The organism is Aldersonia sp. NBC_00410, assembly GCF_026342035.1.
In the GTDB taxonomy this organism is placed as follows: Bacteria; Actinomycetota; Actinomycetes; order Mycobacteriales; family Mycobacteriaceae; genus Aldersonia.
This window is the reverse complement of sequence record NZ_JAPENM010000008.1, coordinates 225,893-250,304: the sequence shown is the minus strand read 5'-3', so window position 1 is coordinate 250,304 and position 24,412 is coordinate 225,893. Positions and strand designations below refer to the sequence as shown.

General features: G+C 66.6%; 22 protein-coding genes. 12 read left to right on the top strand and 10 right to left on the bottom strand.

From position 1 onward, the window contains the following. Positions 1-10: 10 nt before the first annotated feature. From OG921_RS19520 to OG921_RS19500, 5 genes are all read left to right on the top strand, one after another. The gene (locus tag OG921_RS19520; RefSeq protein WP_266114172.1) at positions 11-1,207 is read left to right on the top strand and encodes an acyl-CoA dehydrogenase family protein; all 1,197 of its coding nucleotides are present in this window, start codon (positions 11-13) and stop codon (positions 1,205-1,207) included. A gap of 80 nt (positions 1,208-1,287) precedes the next feature. Next, entirely contained in the window at positions 1,288-2,748 is a 1,461-nt protein-coding gene (locus OG921_RS19515; protein WP_266114275.1) for an aldehyde dehydrogenase family protein, read from the top strand. Positions 2,749-2,758: 10 nt separating this feature from the next. Further along, positions 2,759-3,568, top strand: coding sequence for an NAD(P)-dependent oxidoreductase (locus OG921_RS19510; RefSeq protein ID WP_266114171.1), 810 nt, complete (start codon positions 2,759-2,761; stop codon positions 3,566-3,568). 30 nt (positions 3,569-3,598) lie between these two features. After that, the gene (locus OG921_RS19505) at positions 3,599-5,098 is read left to right on the top strand and encodes a coniferyl aldehyde dehydrogenase (RefSeq protein WP_266114274.1); all 1,500 of its coding nucleotides are present in this window, start codon (positions 3,599-3,601) and stop codon (positions 5,096-5,098) included. Positions 5,099-5,227: 129 nt separating this feature from the next. Then, positions 5,228-6,067 (top strand): DUF1206 domain-containing protein, encoded by an 840-nt coding sequence (locus OG921_RS19500; protein ID WP_266114170.1) that lies wholly within the window; start codon positions 5,228-5,230, stop codon positions 6,065-6,067. Positions 6,068-6,089: 22 nt separating this feature from the next. Here OG921_RS19500 and OG921_RS19495 read toward each other — a convergent pair whose 3' ends face one another. The 6 genes from OG921_RS19495 to OG921_RS19470 all read right to left on the bottom strand — a co-directional run bounded on the left by OG921_RS19495 (position 6,090) and on the right by OG921_RS19470 (position 11,957). Then, positions 6,090-6,569, bottom strand: coding sequence for an Rrf2 family transcriptional regulator (locus OG921_RS19495; RefSeq protein ID WP_266114169.1), 480 nt, complete (start codon positions 6,567-6,569; stop codon positions 6,090-6,092). Between the two features lie 74 nt (positions 6,570-6,643). Beyond that, positions 6,644-7,396: a 3'(2'),5'-bisphosphate nucleotidase CysQ gene (locus tag OG921_RS19490; protein WP_266114168.1), complete on the bottom strand. Its 753-nt coding sequence runs from the start codon at positions 7,394-7,396 to the stop codon at positions 6,644-6,646. Continuing rightward, positions 7,396-9,252 carry an adenylyl-sulfate kinase gene (gene cysC, locus OG921_RS19485; protein ID WP_266114167.1) on the bottom strand — a complete coding sequence of 619 codons (1,857 nt, stop codon included), beginning with the start codon at positions 9,250-9,252 and terminating at the stop codon, positions 7,396-7,398. Before cysC ends, OG921_RS19490 begins: the two co-directional genes overlap by 1 nt. Next, positions 9,252-10,175 (bottom strand): sulfate adenylyltransferase subunit CysD, encoded by a 924-nt coding sequence (cysD, locus tag OG921_RS19480; RefSeq protein ID WP_266114166.1) that lies wholly within the window; start codon positions 10,173-10,175, stop codon positions 9,252-9,254. Before cysD ends, cysC begins: the two co-directional genes overlap by 1 nt. A gap of 154 nt (positions 10,176-10,329) precedes the next feature. Then, the gene (locus OG921_RS19475; protein WP_266114165.1) at positions 10,330-10,944 is read right to left on the bottom strand and encodes a cysteine hydrolase; all 615 of its coding nucleotides are present in this window, start codon (positions 10,942-10,944) and stop codon (positions 10,330-10,332) included. Further along, entirely contained in the window at positions 10,941-11,957 is a 1,017-nt protein-coding gene (locus OG921_RS19470) for a Rieske 2Fe-2S domain-containing protein (protein WP_266114164.1), read from the bottom strand. Before OG921_RS19470 ends, OG921_RS19475 begins: the two co-directional genes overlap by 4 nt. Positions 11,958-12,045: 88 nt before the next feature. On the opposite strand from OG921_RS19470, the gene OG921_RS19465 reads away from it, so the two are divergent. Next, on the top strand, positions 12,046-12,531 hold the full coding sequence (locus OG921_RS19465; RefSeq protein ID WP_266114163.1) for a nuclear transport factor 2 family protein: 486 nt from the start codon (positions 12,046-12,048) through the stop codon (positions 12,529-12,531). 19 nt (positions 12,532-12,550) lie between these two features. Continuing rightward, complete coding sequence (locus OG921_RS19460; protein ID WP_266114162.1) at positions 12,551-13,582, top strand: TIGR03617 family F420-dependent LLM class oxidoreductase; 1,032 nt, start codon at positions 12,551-12,553, stop codon at positions 13,580-13,582. Here the strand turns inward: OG921_RS19460 and OG921_RS19455 are convergent. Beyond that, the gene (locus tag OG921_RS19455; RefSeq protein WP_266114161.1) at positions 13,579-15,075 is read right to left on the bottom strand and encodes an acyl-CoA carboxylase subunit beta; all 1,497 of its coding nucleotides are present in this window, start codon (positions 15,073-15,075) and stop codon (positions 13,579-13,581) included. The two genes, OG921_RS19460 and OG921_RS19455, sit on opposite strands and share 4 nt — an antisense overlap. A gap of 128 nt (positions 15,076-15,203) precedes the next feature. Here OG921_RS19455 and OG921_RS19450 point away from each other — a divergent pair, with 128 nt between their 5' ends. Next, positions 15,204-15,779 carry a TetR/AcrR family transcriptional regulator gene (locus OG921_RS19450; protein ID WP_266114160.1) on the top strand — a complete coding sequence of 192 codons (576 nt, stop codon included), beginning with the start codon at positions 15,204-15,206 and terminating at the stop codon, positions 15,777-15,779. A gap of 11 nt (positions 15,780-15,790) precedes the next feature. On the opposite strand, the gene OG921_RS19445 is transcribed toward OG921_RS19450, so the two are convergent. Beyond that, complete coding sequence (locus OG921_RS19445; RefSeq protein ID WP_266114159.1) at positions 15,791-17,179, bottom strand: wax ester/triacylglycerol synthase family O-acyltransferase; 1,389 nt, start codon at positions 17,177-17,179, stop codon at positions 15,791-15,793. A 184-nt stretch (positions 17,180-17,363) separates the two neighbouring features. Next, a complete protein-coding gene (locus OG921_RS19440; protein WP_266114158.1) occupies positions 17,364-18,665 on the bottom strand; it encodes an amidohydrolase family protein in 1,302 nt (433 codons plus the stop codon). A 177-nt stretch (positions 18,666-18,842) separates the two neighbouring features. Between OG921_RS19440 and OG921_RS19435 the strand changes: the two genes are divergently transcribed. From OG921_RS19435 to OG921_RS19425, 3 genes are all read left to right on the top strand, one after another. Next, positions 18,843-20,078, top strand: coding sequence for an Nramp family divalent metal transporter (locus OG921_RS19435; RefSeq protein WP_266114273.1), 1,236 nt, complete (start codon positions 18,843-18,845; stop codon positions 20,076-20,078). A 162-nt stretch (positions 20,079-20,240) separates the two neighbouring features. Next, complete coding sequence (locus tag OG921_RS19430) at positions 20,241-21,554, top strand: serine/threonine-protein kinase (protein ID WP_266114157.1); 1,314 nt, start codon at positions 20,241-20,243, stop codon at positions 21,552-21,554. Positions 21,555-21,716: 162 nt separating this feature from the next. Beyond that, positions 21,717-22,595: an SDR family NAD(P)-dependent oxidoreductase gene (locus OG921_RS19425; RefSeq protein WP_266114272.1), complete on the top strand. Its 879-nt coding sequence runs from the start codon at positions 21,717-21,719 to the stop codon at positions 22,593-22,595. Between the two features lie 57 nt (positions 22,596-22,652). On the opposite strand, the gene OG921_RS19420 is transcribed toward OG921_RS19425, so the two are convergent. Beyond that, the gene (locus tag OG921_RS19420; protein WP_266114156.1) at positions 22,653-23,780 is read right to left on the bottom strand and encodes an NDMA-dependent alcohol dehydrogenase; all 1,128 of its coding nucleotides are present in this window, start codon (positions 23,778-23,780) and stop codon (positions 22,653-22,655) included. Positions 23,781-24,142: 362 nt separating this feature from the next. Between OG921_RS19420 and OG921_RS19415 the strand changes: the two genes are divergently transcribed. Next, the gene (locus OG921_RS19415) at positions 24,143-24,412 is read left to right on the top strand and encodes a hypothetical protein (RefSeq protein WP_266114155.1); all 270 of its coding nucleotides are present in this window, start codon (positions 24,143-24,145) and stop codon (positions 24,410-24,412) included.

Sequence of the window (24,412 nt, the reverse complement as noted above, 5' to 3'; positions counted from 1 at the left end):
AGGATCAAGCATGGACTTTTCACGTGTCGAACTCTCCGCCGACGATCAGGCATTCCTCGACGAGATCCGCACCTTCCTCGCAACCCATGTGACCGACGATGTCCGGCGCCGCGACCGCGAGACGGGCGACAACTTCGACCACGAGGTGCACGTGGCGATGGGCGCCGCGGGTTATCTGGAGCGCGAGTACCGGCCGGAGGCCGAGGGGGGTTTCACCCGCCTGCAGCGGCGGCTCTGGGCGCTGGAGAAGCGGCGCGTCCACGTGCCGTGGGTGACATGGGGAACCACTGCGATCGTGGCGCAGTCGGTTGAGCGCTACGGCTCGCCCGAACTCCGCGAGGAGGTCATGCCCGGCGTGTTCAGCGGGCATGTGCGGCTCTGCCTCGGCTACACCGAACCCGAAGGCGGGTCCGATATCGCGACCTGCAAGACGCGGGCGGTGCCCGATGGTGACGGCTGGATTATCAACGGCTCCAAGATGTTCACCACCGGTGCGCACAACTGCCGCTACGTCTTCCTCATCACCAACACGGACGCCGATGCCGAGCGCAAGCACAAGAGCCTGACCATGTTCCTTGTGCCGCTGGACACGCCGGGCATCGAGATCCAGGGCATCCGGACCGTCGACGGCGACCGCACCAACATCGTCTACTACAGCGATGTCCGGATCTCCGACAAGTACCGGCTCGGCGAGGTCAACGACGGTTGGGCGGTGCTGCGCGGCCCGCTCGACGTCGAACACGGAGTGACCGGCGCGAATCCCGATGGTTTGCAGGATGTCTCGATCATGTCGCATCAGGGAAACTTCATGGGAACGACGGTCGACACCGTTTCGGTCCTGGCCGGGCGCCCGGGTCCGGACGGTCGGCGGCTGATCGACGACGGCTCGGCGGCCTACCGCCTCGGCCGCGCGGCAGCCCGAATCGAGGCCGCGCTCGCGACGCCGCACATGTACGGCCGGGTCGCGCTCGCCCAGACGATGCGCGATGTCTCACCGGATCTGATGGACCTGCTCGGTTCCGCCTCGGTGCTGCCCACCTACACCGACGGCGCGATCGACGACGGTGCGAGCGAGTACCTGTACCGCTGGGCGCCGCTGTGTGGAATCTACGGCGGCACACTCGAAGTGTTCCGCAATATGATCGCGCAGCACATGCTGGGTCTGGGCCGGCCGAACTATTCACCGCCGAAGGCGAAGGCGAGCTGACTGTGCGCGAGGTCGTGACCGATAGTGGCGGTGCCAGTGTGGAACTGGGGCGGCGCGCGGGGGAGCGGGCCGAGGCGCGCATGCTCATCGACGGCGAGCTGGTGGAGGCGGTGTCCGGGCAGCGGTACGACAACCTGAGTCCCGCGACCGGACTCGTCCTCGGCGCCACGGCCGCGGCCGGGCCAGCGGATATGGAGCGAGCTATCGGCGCCGCCCGGCGGGCCTTCGACGACACCGACTGGTCGACCAACCGCGAGCTGCGCAAGCGTTGTCTGCAGCAACTGCAGTCGGCGCTGGAGGCCGAGCGCGACGATTTGGCCGAAGAGTTGATCGCCGAGGTGGGCTGTCCCACGATGACCATCGACACTGCGCAATTGGCCTGGCCGCTCGCCGACGCGTTGCGCTATCCGACACGACTGATCGACGATTTCGAGTGGGAGCGCACGCTCGAGGGCGGCGGGTTGTTCGGCGAGCGCAATGCACGGGTCGTGGTCAAGGAACCGGCCGGGGTGGTCGGCGCCATCACCCCGTCCAACTTTCCCATCGAGGTGATCCTCAACAAGCTCGGTCCGGCACTCGCGAGTGGGAACACCGTGGTGCTCAAGCCGGACCCGAACACGCCGTGGAATGCCACCCGGCTCGGACGCCTCATCGCCGAACACACCGACATCCCGCCGGGAGTCGTGAATGTCGTTCCCACACCGGACAATGCGGTCGCCGGACTGCTGGGCACTGATCCGCGCGTCGACCTGGTCTCGTTCACCGGCTCCACCGCGGTCGGTCGGCAGCTCATGCGCGAGGGCGCCGACACGATGAAGCGTGTCTTTCTCGAACTCGGTGGCAAATCCGCGCTTGTCGTACTCGACGATGCCGACCCGAGTCGGATTGTGATGGGTGCGATCGGTGCCTGCGTGCACGCCGGCCAGGGATGTGCCATCAATACCAGGGTGCTCGTGCACGAATCGTTGTTCGATGCCGCGGTGGCCGACGTGACCAGCGCGTTCGCGGCGGTACCGGTGGGTGACCCGGCGTTGCCGGACACCTTCGTCGGCCCGTTGATCAGTGCGCGGCAGCAGCAACGCGTGCTCGCCGCGTTCGAGCAGGCGCGCCGCGATGGCGCCGAGATCCACACGGGCGGTGGCGCTTACGAGGGTCTGCCGGAGTATCTCGCGGATGGTCACTTCGTCGCACCCACCGTCATCACCGGGGTGGACAACAGCGTCGCGATCGCGCGCGAGGAGATCTTCGGGCCGGTCGTGGTGATGATGCCATTCGCCGACGACGACGAGGCGGTTCGTCTCGCCAACGACAGCGATTTCGGCCTGGCCGGCGCGGTGATGTCTGCGTCGAACGATCGCGGCATGCGTGTCGCGCGCCGAGTGCGGACAGGCTCGTTCGGCGTCAACGGTGGAATGTACTACGGCGCCGACGCCCCGTTCGGTGGTTACAAGAGCAGTGGCGTCGGCAGACAGTGCGGTATCGAGGGATTCGGGCAGTACCTGGAGACGAAGACGATCGGGTACCGGCTGCCGCGAAAGTGAGGAGTTGACAGTGTCGGAAGTGATCGGGTTCGTCGGTGCAGGTCAAATGGGCGAGCCGATGGTGGGCCGCCTCATCGACGGCGGACATCGGGTCGTGCTGTTTGCGCGGCGACCGGAGGTGCGGGAGCGGCTGCAGCAACGCGGGGCAGAACTCGCGGACTCGGTCGCCGACCTCGCCTCGCGCGCCGACATTGTCATCGTCTGCACCTTCTCCGATACGCAACTCGTCGAGGTTGTCGGTGGGGCGGACGGGCTCATGGCGAACGCGAAGCCGGGTGCGGTCGTCGTGTCGCACGCCACCGGCACGGTGGCGACTCTGGAGAAACTCGCGGCGGAGTTTCCCGGTGGACCCACCCTGCTCGATGCGCCGGTAAGCGGGTCGGCCGACGAGATCAAAGCGGGCGAGCTGACCGTGCTGTTCGGCGGCGACGATGCAGCAGTCGCGCGGGTGGAACCGGTACTCGCCGCATATGCGCAACCGATCATCCGCACCGGCGGGCTGGGCACCGCGCTGAATCTGAAGCTGGTCAACAACATCCTGTTCGCGGCGAATGCGCAACTCGTCGCGGCCGCCGTGGAACTCGGCGAACGACTCGGTGTTCGCGACGCTCAGTTCCTGGAGGCGCTTTCGGTCTGTAGCGCCCGCAGTTACGCCGCGTCGTCGATCCACCTCATCGGTGGGCCTACCCCCTTCGTCGACGTCGCGGGGCCATTCCTGCGCAAGGATGTCGCTGCGTGTGTCGCTGCGGCAGCGAACACCGGCACCGACCTCGGCTGGTTGCACACGGTGGTCGAGTCCGGTCCGCTGAGTCTGTCCTGAGGAGAGTTCGTGAGCACCACCGACGACATCATCGATTCCACCGCTGTTTCGCTTCCCGACGAGTTGCGGGCGGTTCTGGAACTTCAGCGCGAATCGTTCCTGCGGGCTGGCCCGCCCGATGTCGCATTGCGCCGCAACCGAATTGATCGACTCCTGGCGCTCGTCCTCGACAACACGGACGCGTTCGTGGACGCGCTCGTCGCGGACTTCGGCTCCAAATCGCGCACCGGCACCCTGTTCACCGAGATCCTCGGGATGATGTCGGTCATCGAGCACACCAGGTCGAACATCCCGCGCTGGATGCGGGCAACGAAACCCGCGCGGGCCGCACGGTTGTTCGGGATCCGGGCCGAAGTGCAGCCCGCCCCGCTGGGTGTGGTCGGCATCATCGGGCCGTGGAACTTCCCGCTACACCTGGTCGTCCTGCCCGCCTCGGCGGCATTCGCGGCAGGCAATCGAGTGATGATCAAGATGTCGGAGGTGACACCGAACACCGCCGACCTCCTGAGAGCATTGGCGCCCAAGTACTTCGACGTCTCCGAACTGGCAGTCGTGACCGGCGACGCCCAGGTGGGCGCCGCGTTCGCCGGCCTCCCGTTCGACCATCTGTTCTTCACCGGGTCGCCGCGGGTGGGCGCGCTGGTACAGCGCGCCGCGGCGGACAACCTGGTCCCTGTGACCCTCGAACTCGGTGGCAAGAATCCGGTCGTCGTCGCTCCGGATGCCGAGATTTCCCGCGCCGCCACCAGGATCGCGCTCGGACGCATGGTCAACGGCGGTCAGGTGTGCGTCTGCCCGGACTACGTCCTGGTACCCGAGGCCAAGGTCGATCAGTTCGTCGTCGGTGCGCGCGAGGCATTACGCACGGCGTTTCCGACGATCACCGACAACGAGGACTATCCCGCCTGCGTGAACCGGGCCAACTTCGAGCGCGTGGTCGGACTCATCGAGGACGCGCAGCTCAAGGGCGCCCGCGTGGAATCGGTCGCGCCGCCATCCGAACGGTTGCCCGACCGCGCGACCGGCAAGATCGCGCCGACCATCGTCCGAGACATCGACGACAGCATGGCGATCAGCACCGAAGAGGTATTCGGCCCGGTGCTCGGTGTGCTGACCTACCGAAGCCTCGGCGAGGCGGTCGCCTACATCAACCGCCGCCCCGCGCCGCTGGTCGCCTACTGGTTCGGCGGCGACGGCAAGGATTTCCGTGACTTCGTCGCAAACACGCGCAGCGGCGGTGTCGCGCGAAACGAGTTCGGCATCCACATGTTTCCCTCGGACGCCCCGTTCGGCGGTGTCGGGAACAGCGGGATGGGCGCCTACCACGGCAAGGCCGGGTTCGACACGTTCAGCCATCGCCGGTCGATCGTCGGCACCGACCTGCCCATTCCGATCACCACCTCGGTTGCTGTGCCACCGTTCGGACGCGGCATCCGCGCAGTGGGCAAATGGATGGTGTGGTCACAGCGACGCCGGGCGCATCGCCGACTCGGCCGGGGGAACGAATTCCACCACTCGTCGCGTCAGTAGTCGGGATCCCGGTCCACGGACGTGACGAGCGGTCGAAAAACGTCCGGGGAACGCTGTGGGGTTTCGATCTCGGCCGGGCGTGGCACTCTTCGCAGACAAACGCACCGCTTTCGTCGACGAAGGGTGACCATGGCCGGCAACAGATCGACAGGGGCGGTTGACCGCGCGACCGACAGCACCGCGTTCGAGCGGGCAGCGCGTGCCGGACACGTGGTCAGCGGTGTTGTGCACCTGCTCATCGCGTATCTCATCGTGCGCATCGCGGTCGGCTCGAGCGGGAATGCCGACCAGTCCGGTGCATTGTCCGAGGTCGCGAGTAAACCCGGTGGCGCAGTGGCCCTGTGGGTCGCCGCGGCCGCCTTCCTGGCAATGGCGTTGTGGCGACTGGCCGAGATGGTTGTCGGCCAGCATCCGGGGGAGAGTTCGGGCGGCACCGACTCGGCCGACGGTGAGAGCGGTGACGAATCCGACTGGTTCGACCGGGGCAAGGCACTCGGCCTCGCCGTCGTGTACATCGGATTTGCGATCACGGCCGTGCAGTTCGCCCGCGGCTCGGGCAAATCGAGCGGCGAGCAGAACGCGGGTCTGAGTGCGCGTCTGATGGAATCCGGCCTGGGCAAGGCGGTGCTCGTCGTCGTCGGACTGGTCATTGTCGCAGTGGGCGTCTACCACGTGTACAAGGGCGCGTCGAAGAACTTCATGGACGATTTGAAGACGAACGACAGCAAGGTGATCGAGCCGCTCGGGATAGTCGGCTATATCGCCAAGGGGATCGTGCTTGCGGGCGCGGGCATCCTGGTGATCGTGGCGGTATGGACCGCGGACCCCTCGAAGGCGACCGGGATCGACGGCGCGGTCAAGACTCTCGGCGACGCGCCATTCGGCAAGATTCTGTTGTTCCTGGCGGCCATCGGCATCGCGGTTTACGGGCTTTACTGCTTCGTCATGGCCCGATTCGCCAAGATGTGAGCTGGTCGAGGAGTGACCGTCGTCAGCCGGCGGGACGGCGCCCGCGCTGGCGTTCCTGATCCTGATAGTCACCCGCGAGGGCGGCGACCTCCGGCGGAAGTCGACCGCCGGCGACGTCCGCGAGGCTGGTGGCCTCGAGCACGGCGCGCATGCTGGCACGCAGCGCACGCCAGACGTCGGTGAGCCCAGTCGTGGCGCCCGAGTACGGCAGGTCGCCGAGCCCGGTGTCGTGCACGCTGGCCAGTGGGCCGTCGATACAGCGCAGGACGTCGGCGAGGCTGATCTGCGCCGGCGGGCGGGCAAGTTCATAGCCCCCGTCACGACCACGCCGGCTGCGCACGAGATGGGCGTTGCGCAGATCGGACAGGATGTCGACGAGGAACTGCGGCGGGATGCCCTGCGCCTTCGCCAGGTCCTCGGTCTTGACCAGGACTCCCCCCTCGAGGGTCGCCATCTCGACCATGGCGCGGACCCCGTATTCCGCCTTGGCCGACATGCGCATACGGGCGATTGTGCCACGCAACAGGACCGGAGCCTGCGGAGCGACCCGAAGTCTCCGGATGTGGGTCCGCTCCGTTAGCGGGTGACCGCGAGAACGGCGGCGGCGAGTTCCGGGCGGCAGACGATGAGGTCGGGCAGCAGCGGGTCGCGGCGGTTGTACTCGAGGTCGGCGCCGTCGATGCGTGCGGTGTACAGGCCGGCGGCGCGGGCGACCGCGACGGGCGCGGCGTTGTCCCATTCGTACTGGCCACCGGCATGCACGTAGACGTCGGCGAGTCCCTGCACGACGGCAGCCACCTTGGCGCCCGCCGAGCCCATCTCGACCAGCGTGCCGTCGAGGGCTCGGCACACATCGAGCGCGACGGCCGGCGGACGGCTGCGCGACACGACCACGCGCGGCGACGCGGGCATCGCCGGCGGGGCCGAAACGGATGGGGTCGCCAGCGTGACGTCCTGGGCGGGCAGTGCGACGGCGCCGGCGATCAGGGAGCCGTCTTCCCAGAGTGCAACGTGCACGGCCCAGTCGGACCGTCCCAGCTCGGCGAACTCGCGGGTCCCGTCCAACGGATCCACGATCCACACCCGGCGCGAGGACAGCCGCACCGGATCGTCGACACCTTCCTCGGACAGGACGGCATCGCCGGGGCGGTGCCGCTGGAGTTCGCGCATCAGGAACTCGTGGGCGCGCTTGTCCCCAGCGGCTTTTCGCTCGTCGGTCGTTGCGTCGGCAAATTCGTCGCGGACGTCGAGCAGCAGCCTGCCGGCCTCGGTCGCGAGTGTGGCGGCAAGTTCGTGGTCTGTGCGGTCGTGGTCTGTGCGGTCGGTCATCAGTGAATTCCGATCAGGTCGAGGATCTGCTGGGCGTGTTCCTCGGGCGTCCGGTCCGGCGTCAGGCGAAGGTCCGGATCCTGCGGCGGCTCGTAGGGGCTGTCGATACCGGTGAAGTTGGTGATCTCGCCCGCCCGAGCCTTAGCGTAGAGCCCCTTCGGGTCTCGGCGCTCGCAGTCCGCCAGGGGCGTATCGCAATGAACCTCGTAGAACGGAATACCGGCCTCCTCGTGCACCTGCCGGGCCAGTTCGCGATGCTCGGCGAGCGGACTGATCGCCGGCACCAACACCACCTGGCCGCAGTCGGCGAGCAGTTTGGCGACATGGGCAAGTCGACGCAGGTTCTCGGCGCGATCGGCCAGGCTGAACCCGAGGTCGGCATTCAGGCCGTGCCGCAGGTTGTCGCCGTCGAGGACGTAGGTCGGGCGCCCGGTTTCGAGCAACATGCGTTCGGCCAGCACGGCGACCGACGACTTGCCCGAGCCGGACAGTCCGGTGAACCACACCGTGGTCCCGAGGCTCTGCCGGTCCGCGGCAGTGACGAGTGACTTGTGCTTGACGGTATTGGGGCTCGCCGAGCGTGCGGCCGCATCGCGAGCAGACACCTCGCGCAGCACAATTCCCGCGGCCACCGTGTCGTTGGTGGCGGCATCGACGAGGATGAACGATCCCGTACTGGTGTTGCGGCTGTACTCGTCGAGCATCAGCGGCGACTGGGTGCGGACCGTGATCCGTCCGAGTTCGTTGAGTCGCAACGCCGTTGCGCGTTGATCGCGGCGCAGCGTGTTGACATCGAGGCGATATTCGAGCGAGGTGATTCGTGCGCGAGTGGTTCGCGTGGTGTGCTTGAGCACATAGTCGCGTCCGGGTTCGAGCACGGATTCATCGGCCATCCAGCAGACCGTGGCGTCGAACTCGCGGACCACTCGAGGCTGGTTGTTGACCCTCGCGAAGAGGTCACCGCGTGACACATCGATGTCGTCGGCGAGGGTGACCGAGACGGCCATCGGTGGGAATGCCTCGGCCACTGGGCCTTCGGGCCCATCGATCGCGGCGATCCGGCTGGTCTTGCCGCTCGGCAACACCACGATCTCGTCGCCGGGGCGCAGCACGCCGCTGGCGACGGTGCCCGCGTAACTGCGGTGGTCATGATGTTCGAGGGTCTGCGGCCGGATCACGTACTGCACCGGGAACCGCACATCGACGAGATTGCGATCGCCGGCGATGTACACCTCTTCGAGATGCGAGAGCAGCGCCGGTCCCTCGTACCAGGGCGAGTTGTCCGACTTCGTGACGACGTTGTCCCCGTGCAATGCGGACATCGGGATCGAGGTGACATCGTGCACGTCCAAGCGGGCCGCGAACGCGTGGAACTCGTCCCGGATCGCTTCGAAACCTGCCTGGTCCCAATCGATCATGTCCATCTTGTTGACCGCGAGCACGATGTGGGCGACCCCGAGCAGTGAGGCGAGGAAGGCATGCCGCCGGGACTGTTCGGTAAGGCCCTGACGGGCATCGACGAGCACGATCGCGAGTTGGGCGGTCGACGTTCCGGTCACCATGTTGCGCGTGTACTGCACATGGCCGGGGGTGTCGGCGATGATGAATTTGCGTTTGGGAGTGGTGAAGTAGCGGTAGGCGACGTCGATCGTGATGCCCTGCTCGCGCTCCGAGCGCAGCCCGTCGGTGACGAGCGCTAGATCGGTGTAGTCGTTGCCGCGTTCGCGCGAGGTGCGTTCCACCGCCGCGAGCTGGTCTTCCATCACCGCCTTGGAGTCGTAAAGCAGCCGCCCGATGAGCGTCGACTTGCCGTCGTCGACGGAGCCGGCGGTGGCGATGCGCAACAGCGTGGTCATCAGAAGTAGCCCTCTCGCTTGCGGTCTTCCATGCCGGCCTCGGAGATGCGATCGTCCGCGCGGGTGGCGCCGCGTTCGGTCAGCCGCGATATCCCGGTTTCGATGATGATGTCCTCGACGGTGGCGGCCGTGGACTGCACGCAACCGGTGCAGGTGACGTCGCCGACGGTGCGGAATCGCACGCTGGTCTCGAAGACCTCCTCGTCGGGCTCGGGAGTCAGGAATGGGTCGACCGCGAGCAGCATGCCGTCGCGCTCGAAGACCTGCCTGTGGTGCGCGTAGTAGAGGGAGGGCAGCGTGATGTCCTCGGCGCCGATGTAGGTCCAGATGTCGAATTCGGTCCAGTTCGACAACGGGAAGGCCCGGATGTGCTGGCCCTTGTGGTGGCGACCGTTGTAGAGGTTCCAGAGCTCGGGGCGCTGCGCCTTCGGGTCCCACTGCCCGAATTCGTCACGGAAGCTGAAAACCCGCTCCTTGGCCCTGGCCTTCTCCTCGTCGCGGCGGGCGCCGCCGAAGGCCGCGTCGAACTTGTTCTCCCGGATCGCGCGCAGCAGTGTCACGGTCTGCAGCGGGTTGCGGGAGGGTCCGTTCTCGACCACTCGGCCGGCGTCGATGTCGTCCTGCACGGACGCGACGACCAGGCGGACGCCACTGCGGGCGACGAGTTCGTCCCGGGTGGCGATGACTTCCGAGAAGTTGTGCCCGGTGTCGACGTGCATCACGGGGAAGGGGAGCCGGGCCGGCGCGAACGCCTTGAGCGCCAGGTGGAGCATGACGATGGAGTCCTTGCCGCCGGAAAACAGCAAGACCGGTCGTTCGAACTCGGCCGCGACCTCGCGGATGATGTGGATCGCCTCGGCCTCGAGCCAGCGCAGGTGACTGAGCTCGAAGTGGCCCGGTTCGAGTGTGGTCGGGGCGGTCATCGCATCATCCCCTTTAATTGGGTCAGAATGACCAAGTTTATCCGCATAGTCGTATAGGGAACCACAGCCGGGGGAAGGCGGTCAACCGAAGGGCACAAACGGAAGGGCGCATGCCGCAGCCGCGGGCGGACCTCACCCCCGCGACAGGCGAGCGCTACTTCCAGGCGTGCAGCAGATCGTCGGTGGTGGTGATGGTCGCGAGCAGCGACAGCGTGTTCGCGATGACCGCGTCGCCGTACTCGGCCGGGATGCCGGCAACCGCGTCGCGGGGGAGGACCACCCGGTACGCGGCATTCACCGCGTCCATGACCAGGTTCGGGATTGCCACATTGAGCGAGACGCCCACGGCGACAATGGTACTCACGCCGAGATTGCGCAGCACCGCGTCGAGATCGGTGCCGCCCATCGGGCCGAGACCGTGCCAACGGTGTAGCACCACGTCGGCGGGTTCCGGACCGAACTCGGGGAGCAGGCGCGCTCCTTCGCCGCCCGGTTCGATCGCCACTGCGCTGCGCCCGAGGGCAAAGAGCTTCGCATTGTGGTTGGAGCCGAGTCCGTCCGCGCGCCGCTGCACCAGGCAGTGCACGACATGTACTCCGGCCGCGCGAGCGGCAGGCAGCAGGCGTCCGATATTGGGCAACGCAACTCGGCGGGCCTCGTCGGCAAGTGCGGCGAGTCCCGCGTTGGGCCCGACGACGGCGCCCTGGCATTCCTGCGTCACGATCGCGGTGTGCCCGGGCGCAATCAGGTCGGCGAGGGCGGGACTCACGCGGTGCTCGCGGCCTGCCCGGCGGGCGGCACCTCGTAGAACTGCTTGGCCCACTGGCGCATCGCCATGTAGGGTGCCGCGTCCACCTTCGCCAGCGGTGGCTTCTCGACATACTGCTGATAGCGCCAGATATTCAGATCTTCGAATACCGTCACCAGGAATCGGCGTTCCACCAGGGCACGTACGTCTTCGGGTGGGACGTCGGACTCGTCCCCGGCGTTGCGCGGCCACCAGATCGAGTAGAACAGGTCGGAGCGCTCGTCATCGACCGGGGTGCAGGCGAAGATGAGCCGATGGTTCTGCGCGCCCTCGAAGAGGCTGATCGCGAAACCGAGGCCGGAGAAATGGCTGTGGATCCGCAGCGACATCTTCTCCGGATCATCGCTGCGCACATCGGGCCAGCCGGTCAGGAAACGCCACTCGTTGTCCACCATTTCCCAGTTCAGGCAGACCGGTGTCACCGAGGCGCCGTGTACATAGCGGAAATGCGAACTGTCGGGGCCGTTCTCGGCGACGATCTGCGGATGTACCGGCTCGTTCTCCGCGCGGCGCGAGAACTCGGGGAACGGACGGTAATAGTCGTCCGGGTCGCCGTCGAACTCGGGGAACTTCGTGAAAATATCCGGCAGTTCCCACTGTGGTTCCTTGCCCTCCGGCTGATACCACATGAACACGACGCCGTGCTGCTCGCGGACCGGGTAGACCCGCAGCGTCAACGCCCGGTTTGGGCGGTCCGGCTGGTAGGGGATATAGCGATTGGTGCCGTCCGGTCCCCAACGCCAGCCGTGGAAGGGGCACTCGATGCAGTCGCCCACCACCTTGCCGCCGTGCCCGATGTGCGCCCCGAGGTGGCGGCAATGCGCCGTGAGCAAGTGCAATTCGCCGGCTTCGTCGCGATAGGCGGCGAGCTCCTCGCCGAGGTAGTGCAGCGCGCGAGACTCCCCGATGGGAAACTCCGCGGACCACCCGATGACGAACCACCCCGTGACCTTCCAGGTGAATGGAACCTTCACGGACCGGCCCTCCTCGATCTGGACATCGATACTGTGTAGCTTACGGTAATACCATCACGAACATGTTCGATGTGGCGAGGAGGTTTCGATGGAAGCAGTGACAGCAACCGTGGATGTTGCGGCGGAACTCGAATCCCTGCGCCGATTGAAGGCGCGGTACTGCCGCTTCCTCGATACCAAGGATGCCGACGCGTGGCGCAGCGTGTTCGCCTCCGACGTGGAGATGGTGGTCGATCTCGCGGTGTCCACCGGTGGCGCCGATCCGATGACCGCGCCACCCTTCGTCGGGGCGGACGCGGTCGTGGCCACCGTGCTAGCCAGCCTCGACGGTGCGGCAACGGTGCACCATTGCCATACCCCCGAACTCGACCTGACTTCCGATACCACGGCGACGGGCATCTGGGCGATGGAGGACCGGCTCGTGTTTGCCGACGGGCGGGAACTCCTCGGCGCGGGGCATTATCACGAGACCTACGAAAAGCACGACGGGACATGGCGAATCAAGACTTTGCACCTGACGCGCACTCTCCAGCGGATGGCCGGAGATTGGGCGAACGCGCGGCCGGCCGGGTGATCGCGGGCCAGGTCGCAGGATGACGACCGTCGATGAGAATGCTGTCGCGATAGACGGCGGCATACCCAACCAGTTGGCGCTTGTGCCGGACGCCGCCGCGCTACTGGAGCAGCAGGGCTACCAGGGTTGCTGGACCGGAGAGACCAATCACGATCCGTTCCTGCCGATGGTGCTTGCCGCTGAGCACACGTCGCGGATCCGGGTGGGCACGAATATCGCGGTGGCCTTCGCGCGCAACCCGATGAGCGTCGCTCAACTCGGCTGGGATCTGCAGGCGTATTCGCAGGGACGCTTCGTCCTCGGGCTGGGCACGCAGATCCGGCCGCATATCGAGAAACGGTTCGGCATGCCGTGGAGCAATCCGGCGCGCCGGATGGGCGAGTTCGTTGCGGCGCTGCAAGCGATCTGGTCGGCCTGGCGGGACGGTTCGAAGCTGCAGTTCGAGGGCGATTTCTACACCCACAAGATCATGACGCCGATGTTCACCCCGGAGCCGTCGCCGCATCCATTTCCACCGGTACTGCTCGCCGCGGTCGGCGAGGCGATGACCGAGATGTGCGGCGAGGTGGCCGACGGTTTGCTCGTGCACGCATTCACCACCAGGCGCTATCTCGATGAGGTCACCATGCCAACGCTGGCGCGCGGCCTGGCGCGAAGCGATCGGCAGCGGCCCGATGTCGAGGTCACCTGCCCGATCTTCGTCGTCACCGGACGTGACGAGCAAGAGATGGCAACGGCGAAGTCGGCTGTGCGACAACAGATCGCCTTCTACGGTTCGACCCCGGCATATCGCAAGGTGCTCGACCTGCACGGCGTGGGCGAGATGCAGACCGAACTGCGGGAGCTGTCGCTGCGCGGTGAGTGGGAGGCGATGGGCAGACTCGTCGACGACGACATCCTCGCCGCGTTCGCGGTCGTCGCGCCGGTCGGCGAGGTCGCCGAAGCACTGCGGACGCGCTGCGCCGGCGTCATCGATCGCGCGATGCCGATCTTCGGGAAGGCCGCTCCGGAGACCGTGGCGCGCGTGCTGGCCGACCTCGTCGGCGATTAGGGCGTAATGACGGTGCGGCTCACCGGCTCCGGAACCTGCTGGCGGCTGTGCAGTCCGCGCTGCAATGCGACGAGCAGCGCATTGCGCGTTTCACGCGGGTCGATCATCTCGTCGAAGCCCATGTGCTCGGCGGAGAAGTAGGACGCCTGCAGTTCCATCTCGCGCAACTGGGCGGCGAGGTCCTGCTCGGCGTTCGAGGCGCGGCTGAGCGCGGCCGCGCTCATCGCGCCCATGGTGGCGCCCGGGTAGGCGAAGGTCGCGACCTGGTCGTCGTATCCAAGCAGCGACATCACCATCGAACCGAACCCGAAGGCCTTGCGGAGCGTGACATGCAGCTTCAAGGTGGTCGCGGCGGTCTGGGCGGCGAACATTCTGGCCCCGCTGCGCAGCACTCCGCTGCTCTCCGATGCGCTGCCGGGGAGCATTCCCGGATTGTCGGCGAGGAACACGATGGGCAGGTGGAACGAATCGGCCACCGCGATGAAATGCGCGGCCTTGTCGGCGGCATCGGCATCGATGGATCCGGCCAGCACCCGGGGTTGGTTCGCGACCACCGCGACCGGGTGTCCACCGAGATGGGCCAGCGCGCAGATGATCGCCGGCCCGAAATCCGGTTGTACCTCGAACCAGTCCGGCCGATCGAAGACGACGTCGAGCACCGCACGCATGTCGTACACCCGGCGGTTGTCGCGGGCGACGATCTCGAGCAGTTCCGGGGTGCGGCGTTGCTCTGTGGTCTCGTCCGGAGTCGCCGACCGCGGATAGGACCACGCGCTCGACGGGAAATAGGACAGGTACCGGCGAATCGCGTCGAGGACGGTCTCGTCGTCCTCGGCGACGTTGTGCACCACGCCGCTCGCCAGGGCGACATCCGGCCCGCCGAGATCCTCCTTCGAAATATCCTCTCCGGTGGACTCTTTCACCACAGGTGGCCCCGCGGTGAAGATCGCACCCTGATTGCTCATGATGGCGAAGTCGCAGATCGGCGCGACGAGCGCACCGTGCCCCGCCGAGGGGCCGAGCACCGCCGAGACCAACGGCACCCGGCCCGAACACCGAGCCTGCGCCAGCAGGTCGGTGGGCGTGCGGCCGTAGTGCGCGCCGGTCGGGCGAAAGCCTGCTCCCTCGAGCAGCATGATCATCGGAATCTTGTTGCGCAGGGCCAATTCGGCCAGCCGGTAGCGCTTCGAATTGCTGCCCGGCGAGATCGTCCCGGCGAGGGTGGTGAAATCCTCGGCGCCCACCATGACGGGCGCGCCGTCGATCAATCCGGAACCGGCGACGAGTGCGTCCGCGGCGATCTCGCCCCCGACCAGGGTGCCGAATTCCTGAAAGGAACCGGGATCGAGGAGATGCGCGATTCGCGCACGGGCGTCGAGTTTGCCTTTGCCGTGATGTTTCGCGACCCGCTCCGGCCCGCCCATCGCGAAGGTGTGCTGCCGTCGATCGTCGAGATCGGTGAGGGCTTCATTCCAGCTCTGCGCGTTCGTCAACGGGTGTCCTTAAGCCGCTCGGCGTGTTGGAACTACAGTGAGATTAGAACTACAGTGTTGTTCTATCAAGGTGCGGCGCTGGTGACAAGGGCAATGCCGAAGTGCGATGGAGGCGGTGAATCTCGGCGATGGCACGTCCGTTGATCCCGGTCGAGAAAATTCTCGACCATGCTTTGGCAGTACTGGATTCGGAGGGCGCCGAGGCACTCAGTGCCCGGCGGCTGGCCGGTGACCTGGAGATCTCGACGCGGACGCTGTATCAGCAGGTCGGCAATCGGGACGCGTTGATCCGTGCCCTTGTGGCGCGTCATTTCTCGCAGCTGACCTTCGAGTTCGCCGAGCGCTCGGATTGGGAATCGACGGCGTTGCACTGGTGTCTGACGTTGCGCGACACGCTGCGTGCCCATCCGTTCCTCACCGAGTTGATGAGCTTCGACGACCGCTCGGTGATCATCGACTACGTCAATGAACTCGTGAAAGTCGCCATTCGAGAAGGTTTTCCACGCACGCTCGCGATCGAATGCTGTCGCACTCTGGTGAACGTGACGGTCAACCATACGATCGTGGAAGTGCGGGCGTTGCGCATGCCGAATCCGTCGGCGGAGAACGTGGCCGAGAGCATTCGCATGGCGCGCAACCTGCCGATGGCGATCCGATGGATCCTCGCCGGTGTGCGCGCCGAGCTGGCGGCGGAATCCTCCTGAGTGGCCGACGTTCAGGACACGGCGATGCCGGCGGCCTGTTCGAGCTCGCGCAGCGCGGGCTCGATGGCATCGGCAAGATCGTCGATGTCATCGGCGATCTCGGGCGTGCTGGTGAAACCGAAATCCATCGAACCGCGGTAACTGAAGCAGGTGACGTTGAGGCCGACGTCGAAGACCAACGGCCCCATCGGCATCAGGTGCTCGAGCAGCGCGCCGTTCAGGTAGAGCGGGAAATCGGGACCGGCCACGTTGGAGAAGGCCAGGTTCATCGGCGCCACCCGGCCGCCCATGCCCGCCGCGGTGTAGGCCCAACTGCCGAAGCTGATCATTGCCGGCGGGACAACCTCGCTCAAGCCGACGATCTGGTGTGCCGCAAGTGCCTTCGCGGTGTTCTTGGCACCTTGGGAGTTGGCGTAGATCGCGGCGATCCGCTCCGCCGGATCCTCGATGTCGGTCGCCAGTGCAACGGGCATGGCGGTGAAGCGATTTCCGACGTCGTTGCTGTCGCCGCGGTTGGAGACCATCACCTGGGACACCAGCGCGCGGTCGGGCAGCTCGCCGCGCTTGTCGAGATAGCTGCGCAGCGCCCCGGAGGTCAGTGCCATGACAACGTCGTTGATCTTCACGCCGTAGGCGTCCGCGACCGCGCGAACGCGCGCCATCGGTACGCCCGAGCCACCGACCTTGCGGTACTGCGAGATTGGCGCATTGAAAATCGTCCGCGGCGCGTCGTAGGGCCGCGGCGGCTTGTTCTCGATCCCACGGGTGGCCAGTTCCTGCCGGATGGTCTGCTCGACCAGGCGCGCCACCCGGAACGGCGTCTTGACCGCGACATTGATCAGGCCGCCGAGTGCCCGCTGCTCGAGCGGGGGCACGCCGACGCCGACGAGCGAGCGGTCGACCGTCGTGGCGGGCGGTCGGGGCTCGGGAGTGATATCGAGCAGGATCTCGCTCAGGCCGGCGCCGGTGGTGCCGTCGATGAGCGCGTGGTGCATCTTGGTCAGAATGGCCACCTTGCCGTTGGCCAGTCCTTCGATGAACCACAGCTCCCACAGCGGACGCGACCGATCGAGCTTGTAGCTCATCAATCGCCCTACCAGATCGTTGAATTCGCGGTCGCCACCCGGGGCGGGCACAGCGACCCGCCGGAAGTGAAAGTCGATGTCGAGCTCGTCGTCCTCGACGAACCACGGCCGATCGAGACCCGCCACGTCACCGCCGATTCGCCAGCGCAGCTGCGGTACCTCTGGAAGCCGTCGTGCGACAAGATCTTTGACCGATTCGAAGCAGAATCCGGGCGCGTTCGTCGGATCGCACACCGCAGCGGCGCCGACATGCATGTGCCACGTTGGTGATTCGGCATACCAAAACGCAGAATCCGTACCCGAGAGTCGATTCATCGACTGTTCCCCCTATCGGCCCCGTTGTCCCTTGTCGCTACCGTAATGCTTACTGTAACCAGCTGCAACAGCTGGCGAACGCGGTGCGCCCGCTCGACGCGGCGCGCGGCCACAAGCCATCGCTTGTGACCACGCGCCGATCGGGTGCTACGTACCAGGTGGGGAGGGTGTCGCGGCGGGTGAGCTAGCGGCGTGCCGTGTGCCCGGTGGCGGCGTTGATCTGGGAGTGGAATGCGGCGAGTTTGTCCTTGGCGTCGGTGTGATGATGGCTGAGGGCCTGGATGCTGACGTCGTGATCGGCGGATGCGGCACGCAGGGCCCCGACGGTCGCCTTCTCCTTGGGGACGTGGGCGAACGGGTCGAAGGAATACCACCGCATCGCGTTGAGATGGGTCATCTTGTCCACCTCGTCCATCGGAACCTGCTCGCGGTTGAGTACCTCGCCGAGTTCCTCCGGCGCGCCGGGCCACATCGAATCGCTGTGCGGGTAGTCCGCTTCCCAGGCGATGTTGTCGATGCCGATCTCGTGGCGCAGCTTCACCCCGAGTGGGTCGCTGATGAAACACGTGAGGAAGTGCTCCCGGAAGACCTCCGAGGGCAGCTTGCCGCCGAAGTCCTGCAGCGTCCAGGTGGAATGCATTTCGAAGGTCCGGTCGACGCGCTCGAGGAAGTAGGGGATCCAGCCGGTACCGCCCTCGGACAGCGCGATCTTCAGGTCCGGGTAGTCCTTGACCGGCTGCGACCACAGCAGGTCGGCCGCGGCCTGCACGATGTTCATCGGCTGCAGGGTGATCATCACGTCCGGCGGCGAGTCGACGGCGGGGATGGACAACTTGCCCGACGAGCCGATGTGCACCGAAAGCACTGTGTCGGTCTCGACGAGGGCGCGCCACAGCGGATTCCAGTACTCGTTGTGGAAACTCGGGTAGCCGAGGGCGGCCGGATTCTCGGTGAATGTCAGTGAGTGCACGCCCTTCTTCGCGACCCGGCGCACCTCCTGCGCACACAGTTCGGCGTCCCAAATCACCGGTAGCGCCATCGGGATGAACCGACCCGGGTAGGCGCCGCACCACTCGTCGATATGCCAGTCGTTGTAGGCCTGCACCAGCGCGAGGGAGAACTCGGAGTCCTCGGTGACGAACAGTCGCCCGGCGAAACCGGGGAACGACGGGAAGTTCATCGAGGCGAGAATGCCCCCGGCGTTCATGTCCTTCACTCGCTCGTCGACGTTGTAGCAACCCGGCCGGATCTCGTCGAGGCCCTCCGGTTCGAGGCCGTACTCCTCCTTGGGTCGACCCGCGACGGCGTTCAGTGCGACGTTGGGAATCACTCGGTCGCGGAACGTCCATACATCGGCCCCGTTATCCATGTGCACCAATCGCGGAGCGTCATCGAGGTACTTGCTCGCCAGATGCCGTTCGAACATATCCGGGGGCTCGATGATGTGGTCGTCGACGCTGATGAGGATCATGTCGTTCCTGTCCACACTGTTCTCCTTTCCGAGGCGCATACAGTATGTCTTACGATAGCGCTTCTCGCAGGTGAATCCCAAGAACCTCGGTGGCCGGGATCGGCGCGCGCGGATTGCTTTGCGGGATGGCGAAAGCTAGTCTTCGGCTACCCGAAATCGCCCGTTGGATGCTGGAGTTGGAGCGCCGTGACACTGGTCGACACCGTGCGCCCGGCGTTTCGGCGTGCGCGCTCCGGGTCGCTGCTGCTTGGCCCGGCGTTCGTCGCCGCGATCGCCTACGTCGACCCCGGCAACGTCGCCTCCAATATCAGTGCCGGAGCACAATTCGGCTTCCTGCTCGTCTGGGTCATCGTCTGCGCGAACGCGATGGCGGGCCTCGTGCAGTTCCTTTCCGCCAAGCTCGGCGTGGTGACCGGGATGTCACTGCCCGAAACGGTCCGGGCGCGCGCGACGCGGGGCGTGCGGCTCAGCTACTGGGCGCAGGCCGAACTCGTCGCGATCGCCACCGATCTGGCCGAGGTGGTCGGCGGCGCGATAGCCCTCTACCTCCTCTTCGACCTACCTCTGGTTATCGGTGGCGTGATCACCGGCATCGTGTCGATGGGCTTGCTACTGGTGCAGGACCGAGGTGGGCAACGCGGCTTCGAGCGGGTCATCACCGGACTGCTCGCCGTGATCGCGGTGGGATTCGTGACCAGCGTCGTCGTCGCGCCGCCCGAGCCCGGTTCGGTCGTCGGCGGCCTCGTCCCGCGATTCGACGGCGCCGAGAGCGTTCTCATCGCGACCGCCATGCTCGGTGCCACCGTGATGCCGCACGCGGTCTATCTGCACTCCGGGCTGGCGCGCGACCGACACGGTAATCCGCCGCCGGGGCCGGCGCGCCGACGTCTGCTCCGCGCGACGCGGGTCGATGTCGGCCTCGCCATGGTGCTCGCCGGGGCGGTCAATCTCTCGATGCTGCTGGCGGCCGCGACCACGCTGCGCGGCGTCGAGGGCGTCGATTCGATCGAAGGCGCCCACGCCGCCGTTGCGGACAGTCTGGGGTCGTTCGTGGCGCTCTTGTTCGCCCTGGGGCTGCTCGCATCCGGGCTTGCATCGACGTCGGTCGGTGCCTACGCGGGCGCGATGATCATGGACGGGCTGCTGCGCCGCAGGATCCCGCTGCTGCTTCGTCGGTTGATCACCTTGATCCCGGCGATCGTGGTGCTCGCGATCGGAGTCGACCCGACACGCGCCCTGATCGTGTCGCAGGTGGTGTTGTCGTTCGGCATCCCCTTTGCGCTGATTCCGCTCGTCCGCTTCACCAGCGACCGCGCGCTGATGGGCGACGACGTCAACCATCGCGTCACCAGCGGGCTCGCCTGGGTGGTTGCCGGTGTGATCAGCGTGCTCAATGTGGTGTTGATCTATCTCACTGTTGCCGGTTGAGCGATCTGCCTCGCGCCGCACGTCGGCGGGCATATTCGCGCGCTCGGGGGCACCGCTGCCGCACTGCGGCGGCGCGAGCATCGCGCGCGGCGTACCTATAATCGAGCCGGGTTGCGGGTACCAAAATTTCCGAGTGACCCAAACGAAGTGGGGGAGGGTGAAATGCAGGTCGGCGCCCTATTCGGCAGGTATCGGTTGAACCGTCTGCTGAGCGCGGACGTGATGGGCGAGGTATGGGCCGCGTACGACACGTCGGATCGGCGCACAGTGGTACTGCGCGCGCTTCCAGCGGAGGCCGCAGACGACTTCGACTACCGTGACCGGTTCGAGCGGGACGCCGCGATCGCGGCGCGCCTCGACGACCCGCACGTCGTTCCGGTGCAGGACTACGGCCAGATCGGCAACCGGCTCTATCGGGTGTCGCCGCTCGTGGACGGCGCCAACCTCTGGCAGGAACTGGACTCCACCGGCCCGTTGCCACCGCAACGGGCGGTCGACGTCATCACCGAGATGGCGACCGCGTTGCAGGCCGTGCAGGCCGCCGGACTCGCGCGGCAGGAAATCGCGTCGTCGAACGTGATCGTCCGCGACGACGGGCGGGTCATGCTCGCCGAGGTCGGGCTACCGACGAACGCGGGCAACGCATCCGGGGTCTATGGACTCACCGCGGTGCTCTACGAATGTCTCACCGGCAAGGCGTTTCCCTGGTCGGATCGCGAACCGCCGCGACCGTCCACGGTGGTCTCCGCCGTGCCCACCGGACTCGACGCGGTCATCGCGCGGGGGACCGCAATCGCCCCGACCCAGCGGTATCGCACCGTCAGCGAGCTCATCAGCGCCGCGAGTGCCGCGGCCGCGGGTTCCCGGCCGGCAACTGCTGCGCCGCCGCCGAGCCGCGTTCCGGACGGATGGAACCGGAAGGTGCTCATCGGTGCCGCCGCTGCCATCGCCGTCATCGTCGTCGCCGTCGTCAGCGGCATGCTGATCGGCTCCGGCTCGTCCTCGGAAGTCGCGAAAGTGGTGACCTCGTCCGAACGGTCGACCGCACCGTCCACACAGGTCACGTCGAAGGCGGCGGCGACGAGCGCGCCGAAGTCGCAGGGCGCCACCGAAACCGAACCCGAAGCCGCACCCGTCGAGGAACCGACGCAGGAACCGGCACAGGAACCGGAGGCAGTCGACACCGGGCAGGCCCTGCCTGCCCAGTCGGCGGCCCCCGCCGCCCCGGCGCCACCGCCCGCGCCGCCCCCGCCGCCCGCGCCCGGGGTGTTCCCGTGCGACCCGGGCTATGTGCATACGCCGCCGCCGGACGGGCCGTGCTGGGCGCCCGATTCGCCGCTCCCGCCGGGTCAGGCGGCACCCGCGCCCGCGCCCGCGCCCGCCGCTCCGGCACCGGCCGCCCCGGAGATCCTGTCGTGCTACCCGGGCTACGTGCATACGCCGCCACCGGACGGTCCCTGCTGGGCGCCCGGCTGAGCCGGTGGGCACCCGCCCCAGCCGAATCCCGATCCCCGACAGCCCTATTGGACTGATGTCTGGATAGTCGAACAGAACGTCGTCTATGTTGATCGGGTATTCGGTCCTGCGACCGTCGTGCCGCGCACGGCGAACGCTGTTCAGGTCAGGTGAAGCGGAATGATGGATGAATCGACCTTGCTCGCCGGTCGCGGTGCGGTTGTCGTCGGGGGAAGTCGCGGTATCGGCCTCGCGGTCGCGGAACTGCTCGCCGCTCTCGGTGCCGGCGTGGTCGTCAATGGCAGGGACACCCGGGCGGTGGAAACGGCGGTCGACGCCATCGAGGCCACCGGTGGGCGCGCGGTCGGGTTTGCCGGCTCGCCGACCGAGGAGGCCATCGCCGACGCGCTCGTCGCCTCGTGCGAGCGCGAATTCGGCGCCATCGACATTCTGGTGAACTGCGCGGGTATTGCCGAGCCACCGCAGTCGTCGATCCTCAACATCAGCACCGACGACTTCGAATCACTGATGCGGGCCCACCTCGGCACCGTGTTCCACACCTGCCGTGCCGCAGCACCGCGAATGGTGGCTCGCGGCAAGGGGGCGATCGTGAACACGAGTTCGTTCGCCTTCCTCGGCGACTACGGCGGCACCGGTTATCCCGCGGGCAAGGCCGCAGTGAACGGATTGACGCTCGCGATTGCAGCGGAACTGAAGGGACATGGTGTCCGCGCGAACGTGGTGTGCCCCGGCGCGAAGACCCGACTGTCGACGGGGGTCGCCTACGAGGAGCACGTCGAGGATCTGCACCGCCGCGGATTGCTCGACGAGGCAACCAAGCAGGCCTCGCTCGATGCGGCCCCGCCGGCGTACGTCGCGCCCACCTACGCCTACCTGGCAAGCGATCTCGCAGAGGCGATCACCGGCCAGATCCTCGTCGCCTCGGGCGGATTCGTCGGACGCTTCGACCGGGCGACGCCCTCGATCCTGGCCTACCGCGATCACGTGGACACGCCGCCGTGGTCGATCGAGGAGTTGCATACCAAGCTGAACGGGCGGTGACCGCCGCAGGCAGTCTTCCCAGCCTCCGGCGCAGTCACCGCCCGCACATCGCCGGGCCTACCGGTCCGCGTCGGTGTAGCGGATCACGCCACGGATGTTCTTGCCTTCCATCATGTCCCGATAGCCGTCGTTGATCTGGTCGAGGCGGTACTCGCGAGTGATCATGTCGTCGAGGTTGAGCTTGCCCGCCTTGTACATCGAGAGCAGCTGGGGAATGTCATAGTGCGGGTTGCCCCCGCCGAACAGCGTGCCCTGCAGGTTCTTCTGCAGCAGCGTCAGCATCGACATGTTCAACGTCACCTGGTTGTCGAACAGGTTGCCCATCGCGGTGACGACACAGGTCCCGCCTTTCGAGGTGAGGTTGAGCCAGGAGTCGACCTCCTCGCCGTGCACCTCGCCGACGGTCACGATCACCTTGCGGCACATGCCACCCGCGGTCACTTCGGCCGCGCCCATCGTTGCGGCCGCCACCGATTCGTAGACGTGCGTGGCGCCGAACTTGAGTGCCTGCTCCCGCTTCCACTCCACCGGATCGACCGCGAAAACGTAGCGTGCGCCGGAGTTCACCGCGCCCTGCAGAGCCGACATGCCGACGCCGCCGATACCGATGATCGCGACGTCCTCGCCGGGGCGCACGTTGGCCGCCCGGGTCGCCGAACCGTACCCGGTGGTCACGCCGCAGCCGACGATGCAGGCCACCTCGAAGGGAATGCTCGGGTCGATCTTCACCACCGAGGACTGGTGCACGACCATGTACGGCGAGAACGTGCCGAGCAGCGTCATCGGATAGACGTTCTGCCCCTTGGCCTGAATGCGGAATGTTCCGTCCGACACCGACGCTCCGCCGAGTAGGCCCGCGCCGAGGTCGCAGAGGTTGCGCAGCCCGGACTGACACGACGGACACTTGCCACAGGACGGGATGAACGACAGCACGACGTGATCGCCGACGGCGAGATCCTCGACGCCCGGTCCGACTTCGGTGATGATGCCCGCGCCCTCGTGGCCGCCGAGGACGGGGAACCCGCCCATCGGGACACCGCCGGTGACGAGGTGGTGATCGGAGTGGCACATGCCCGCCGTTTCCAGCTGGACTTTCACCTCGCCGGAATGCGGATCACCGATCTCGATGTCCTCGATCGACCACGGTTGGTTGAATTCCCAGATCAGGGCGCCTTTGGTTTTCATCCGGTTCCTTCACTCGAGCAGTTCGTGTATTGCCTTCGGCTCACCGACCCGGTCGATCGCGCCCATGATCTCGGCTTCCTGACACCTCGGCAGCAGGACCGCGCGAGGCGAATGCCGTGCGCTCGACGAGGTCGCAATTCGAACGCTACACATCGATCTGGCCATTCGTCCAGACTCGTGTCCAATTTTGCCGAAAGGTGCGTGCCGGGGCGCCGGAATCGGTCCGAATGTGCGCGGGGCAGCTGGACGTGTTCACCGGTTGTTCACTTGGGGCCGGCCGACCATAATGGCGCGCGTGGTCGTTGGACGGGTGTCGGCGCGGCGTTCGGCTCGCGTATGTTTCGCGCGGAGCGGATGAACCGATGTCGAGCCCAGATCCGGATTTCGACCAGGCCAAGACCTTTCACGAACTCCTGCAGTACGAAATCGTGCAGGCGTCGGCGGCAATAGAGTCGATCGAGCAACAGCTTTCGCGGGCACAGCGGTTCGGTCATGTCGAGGCCGAACGCCGCCATCGGGCCGCTGTGCTGGAGTTGCGCAACGACCTCTACGAGTTGCATCGTCTCGATCGCGCACTCGTCCTGCGCTTCGGTATCACCGACGGGTTCGAACCCGACCCGCCGATAGCCTGA

Excerpts from the sequence above, each read along its gene's own strand:
- OG921_RS19520 (WP_266114172.1), top strand. The coding sequence starts at position 11 with ATGGACTTTTCACGTGTCGAACTCTCCGCCGACGATCAGGCATTCCTC.
- OG921_RS19515 (WP_266114275.1), top strand. The coding sequence starts at position 1,288 with ATGCTCATCGACGGCGAGCTGGTGGAGGCGGTGTCCGGGCAGCGGTAC.
- OG921_RS19500 (WP_266114170.1), top strand. The coding sequence starts at position 5,228 with ATGGCCGGCAACAGATCGACAGGGGCGGTTGACCGCGCGACCGACAGC.
- OG921_RS19495 (WP_266114169.1), bottom strand. The coding sequence starts at position 6,569 with ATGCGCATGTCGGCCAAGGCGGAATACGGGGTCCGCGCCATGGTCGAG.
- OG921_RS19490 (WP_266114168.1), bottom strand. The coding sequence starts at position 7,396 with ATGACCGACCGCACAGACCACGACCGCACAGACCACGAACTTGCCGCC.
- cysC (WP_266114167.1), bottom strand. The coding sequence starts at position 9,252 with ATGACCACGCTGTTGCGCATCGCCACCGCCGGCTCCGTCGACGACGGC.
- cysD (WP_266114166.1), bottom strand. The coding sequence starts at position 10,175 with ATGACCGCCCCGACCACACTCGAACCGGGCCACTTCGAGCTCAGTCAC.
- OG921_RS19465 (WP_266114163.1), top strand. The coding sequence starts at position 12,046 with ATGGAAGCAGTGACAGCAACCGTGGATGTTGCGGCGGAACTCGAATCC.
- OG921_RS19460 (WP_266114162.1), top strand. The coding sequence starts at position 12,551 with ATGACGACCGTCGATGAGAATGCTGTCGCGATAGACGGCGGCATACCC.
- OG921_RS19450 (WP_266114160.1), top strand. The coding sequence starts at position 15,204 with ATGGCACGTCCGTTGATCCCGGTCGAGAAAATTCTCGACCATGCTTTG.
- OG921_RS19445 (WP_266114159.1), bottom strand. The coding sequence starts at position 17,179 with ATGAATCGACTCTCGGGTACGGATTCTGCGTTTTGGTATGCCGAATCA.
- OG921_RS19430 (WP_266114157.1), top strand. The coding sequence starts at position 20,241 with ATGCAGGTCGGCGCCCTATTCGGCAGGTATCGGTTGAACCGTCTGCTG.
- OG921_RS19425 (WP_266114272.1), top strand. The coding sequence starts at position 21,717 with ATGGATGAATCGACCTTGCTCGCCGGTCGCGGTGCGGTTGTCGTCGGG.
- OG921_RS19420 (WP_266114156.1), bottom strand. The coding sequence starts at position 23,780 with ATGAAAACCAAAGGCGCCCTGATCTGGGAATTCAACCAACCGTGGTCG.
- OG921_RS19415 (WP_266114155.1), top strand. The coding sequence starts at position 24,143 with ATGTCGAGCCCAGATCCGGATTTCGACCAGGCCAAGACCTTTCACGAA.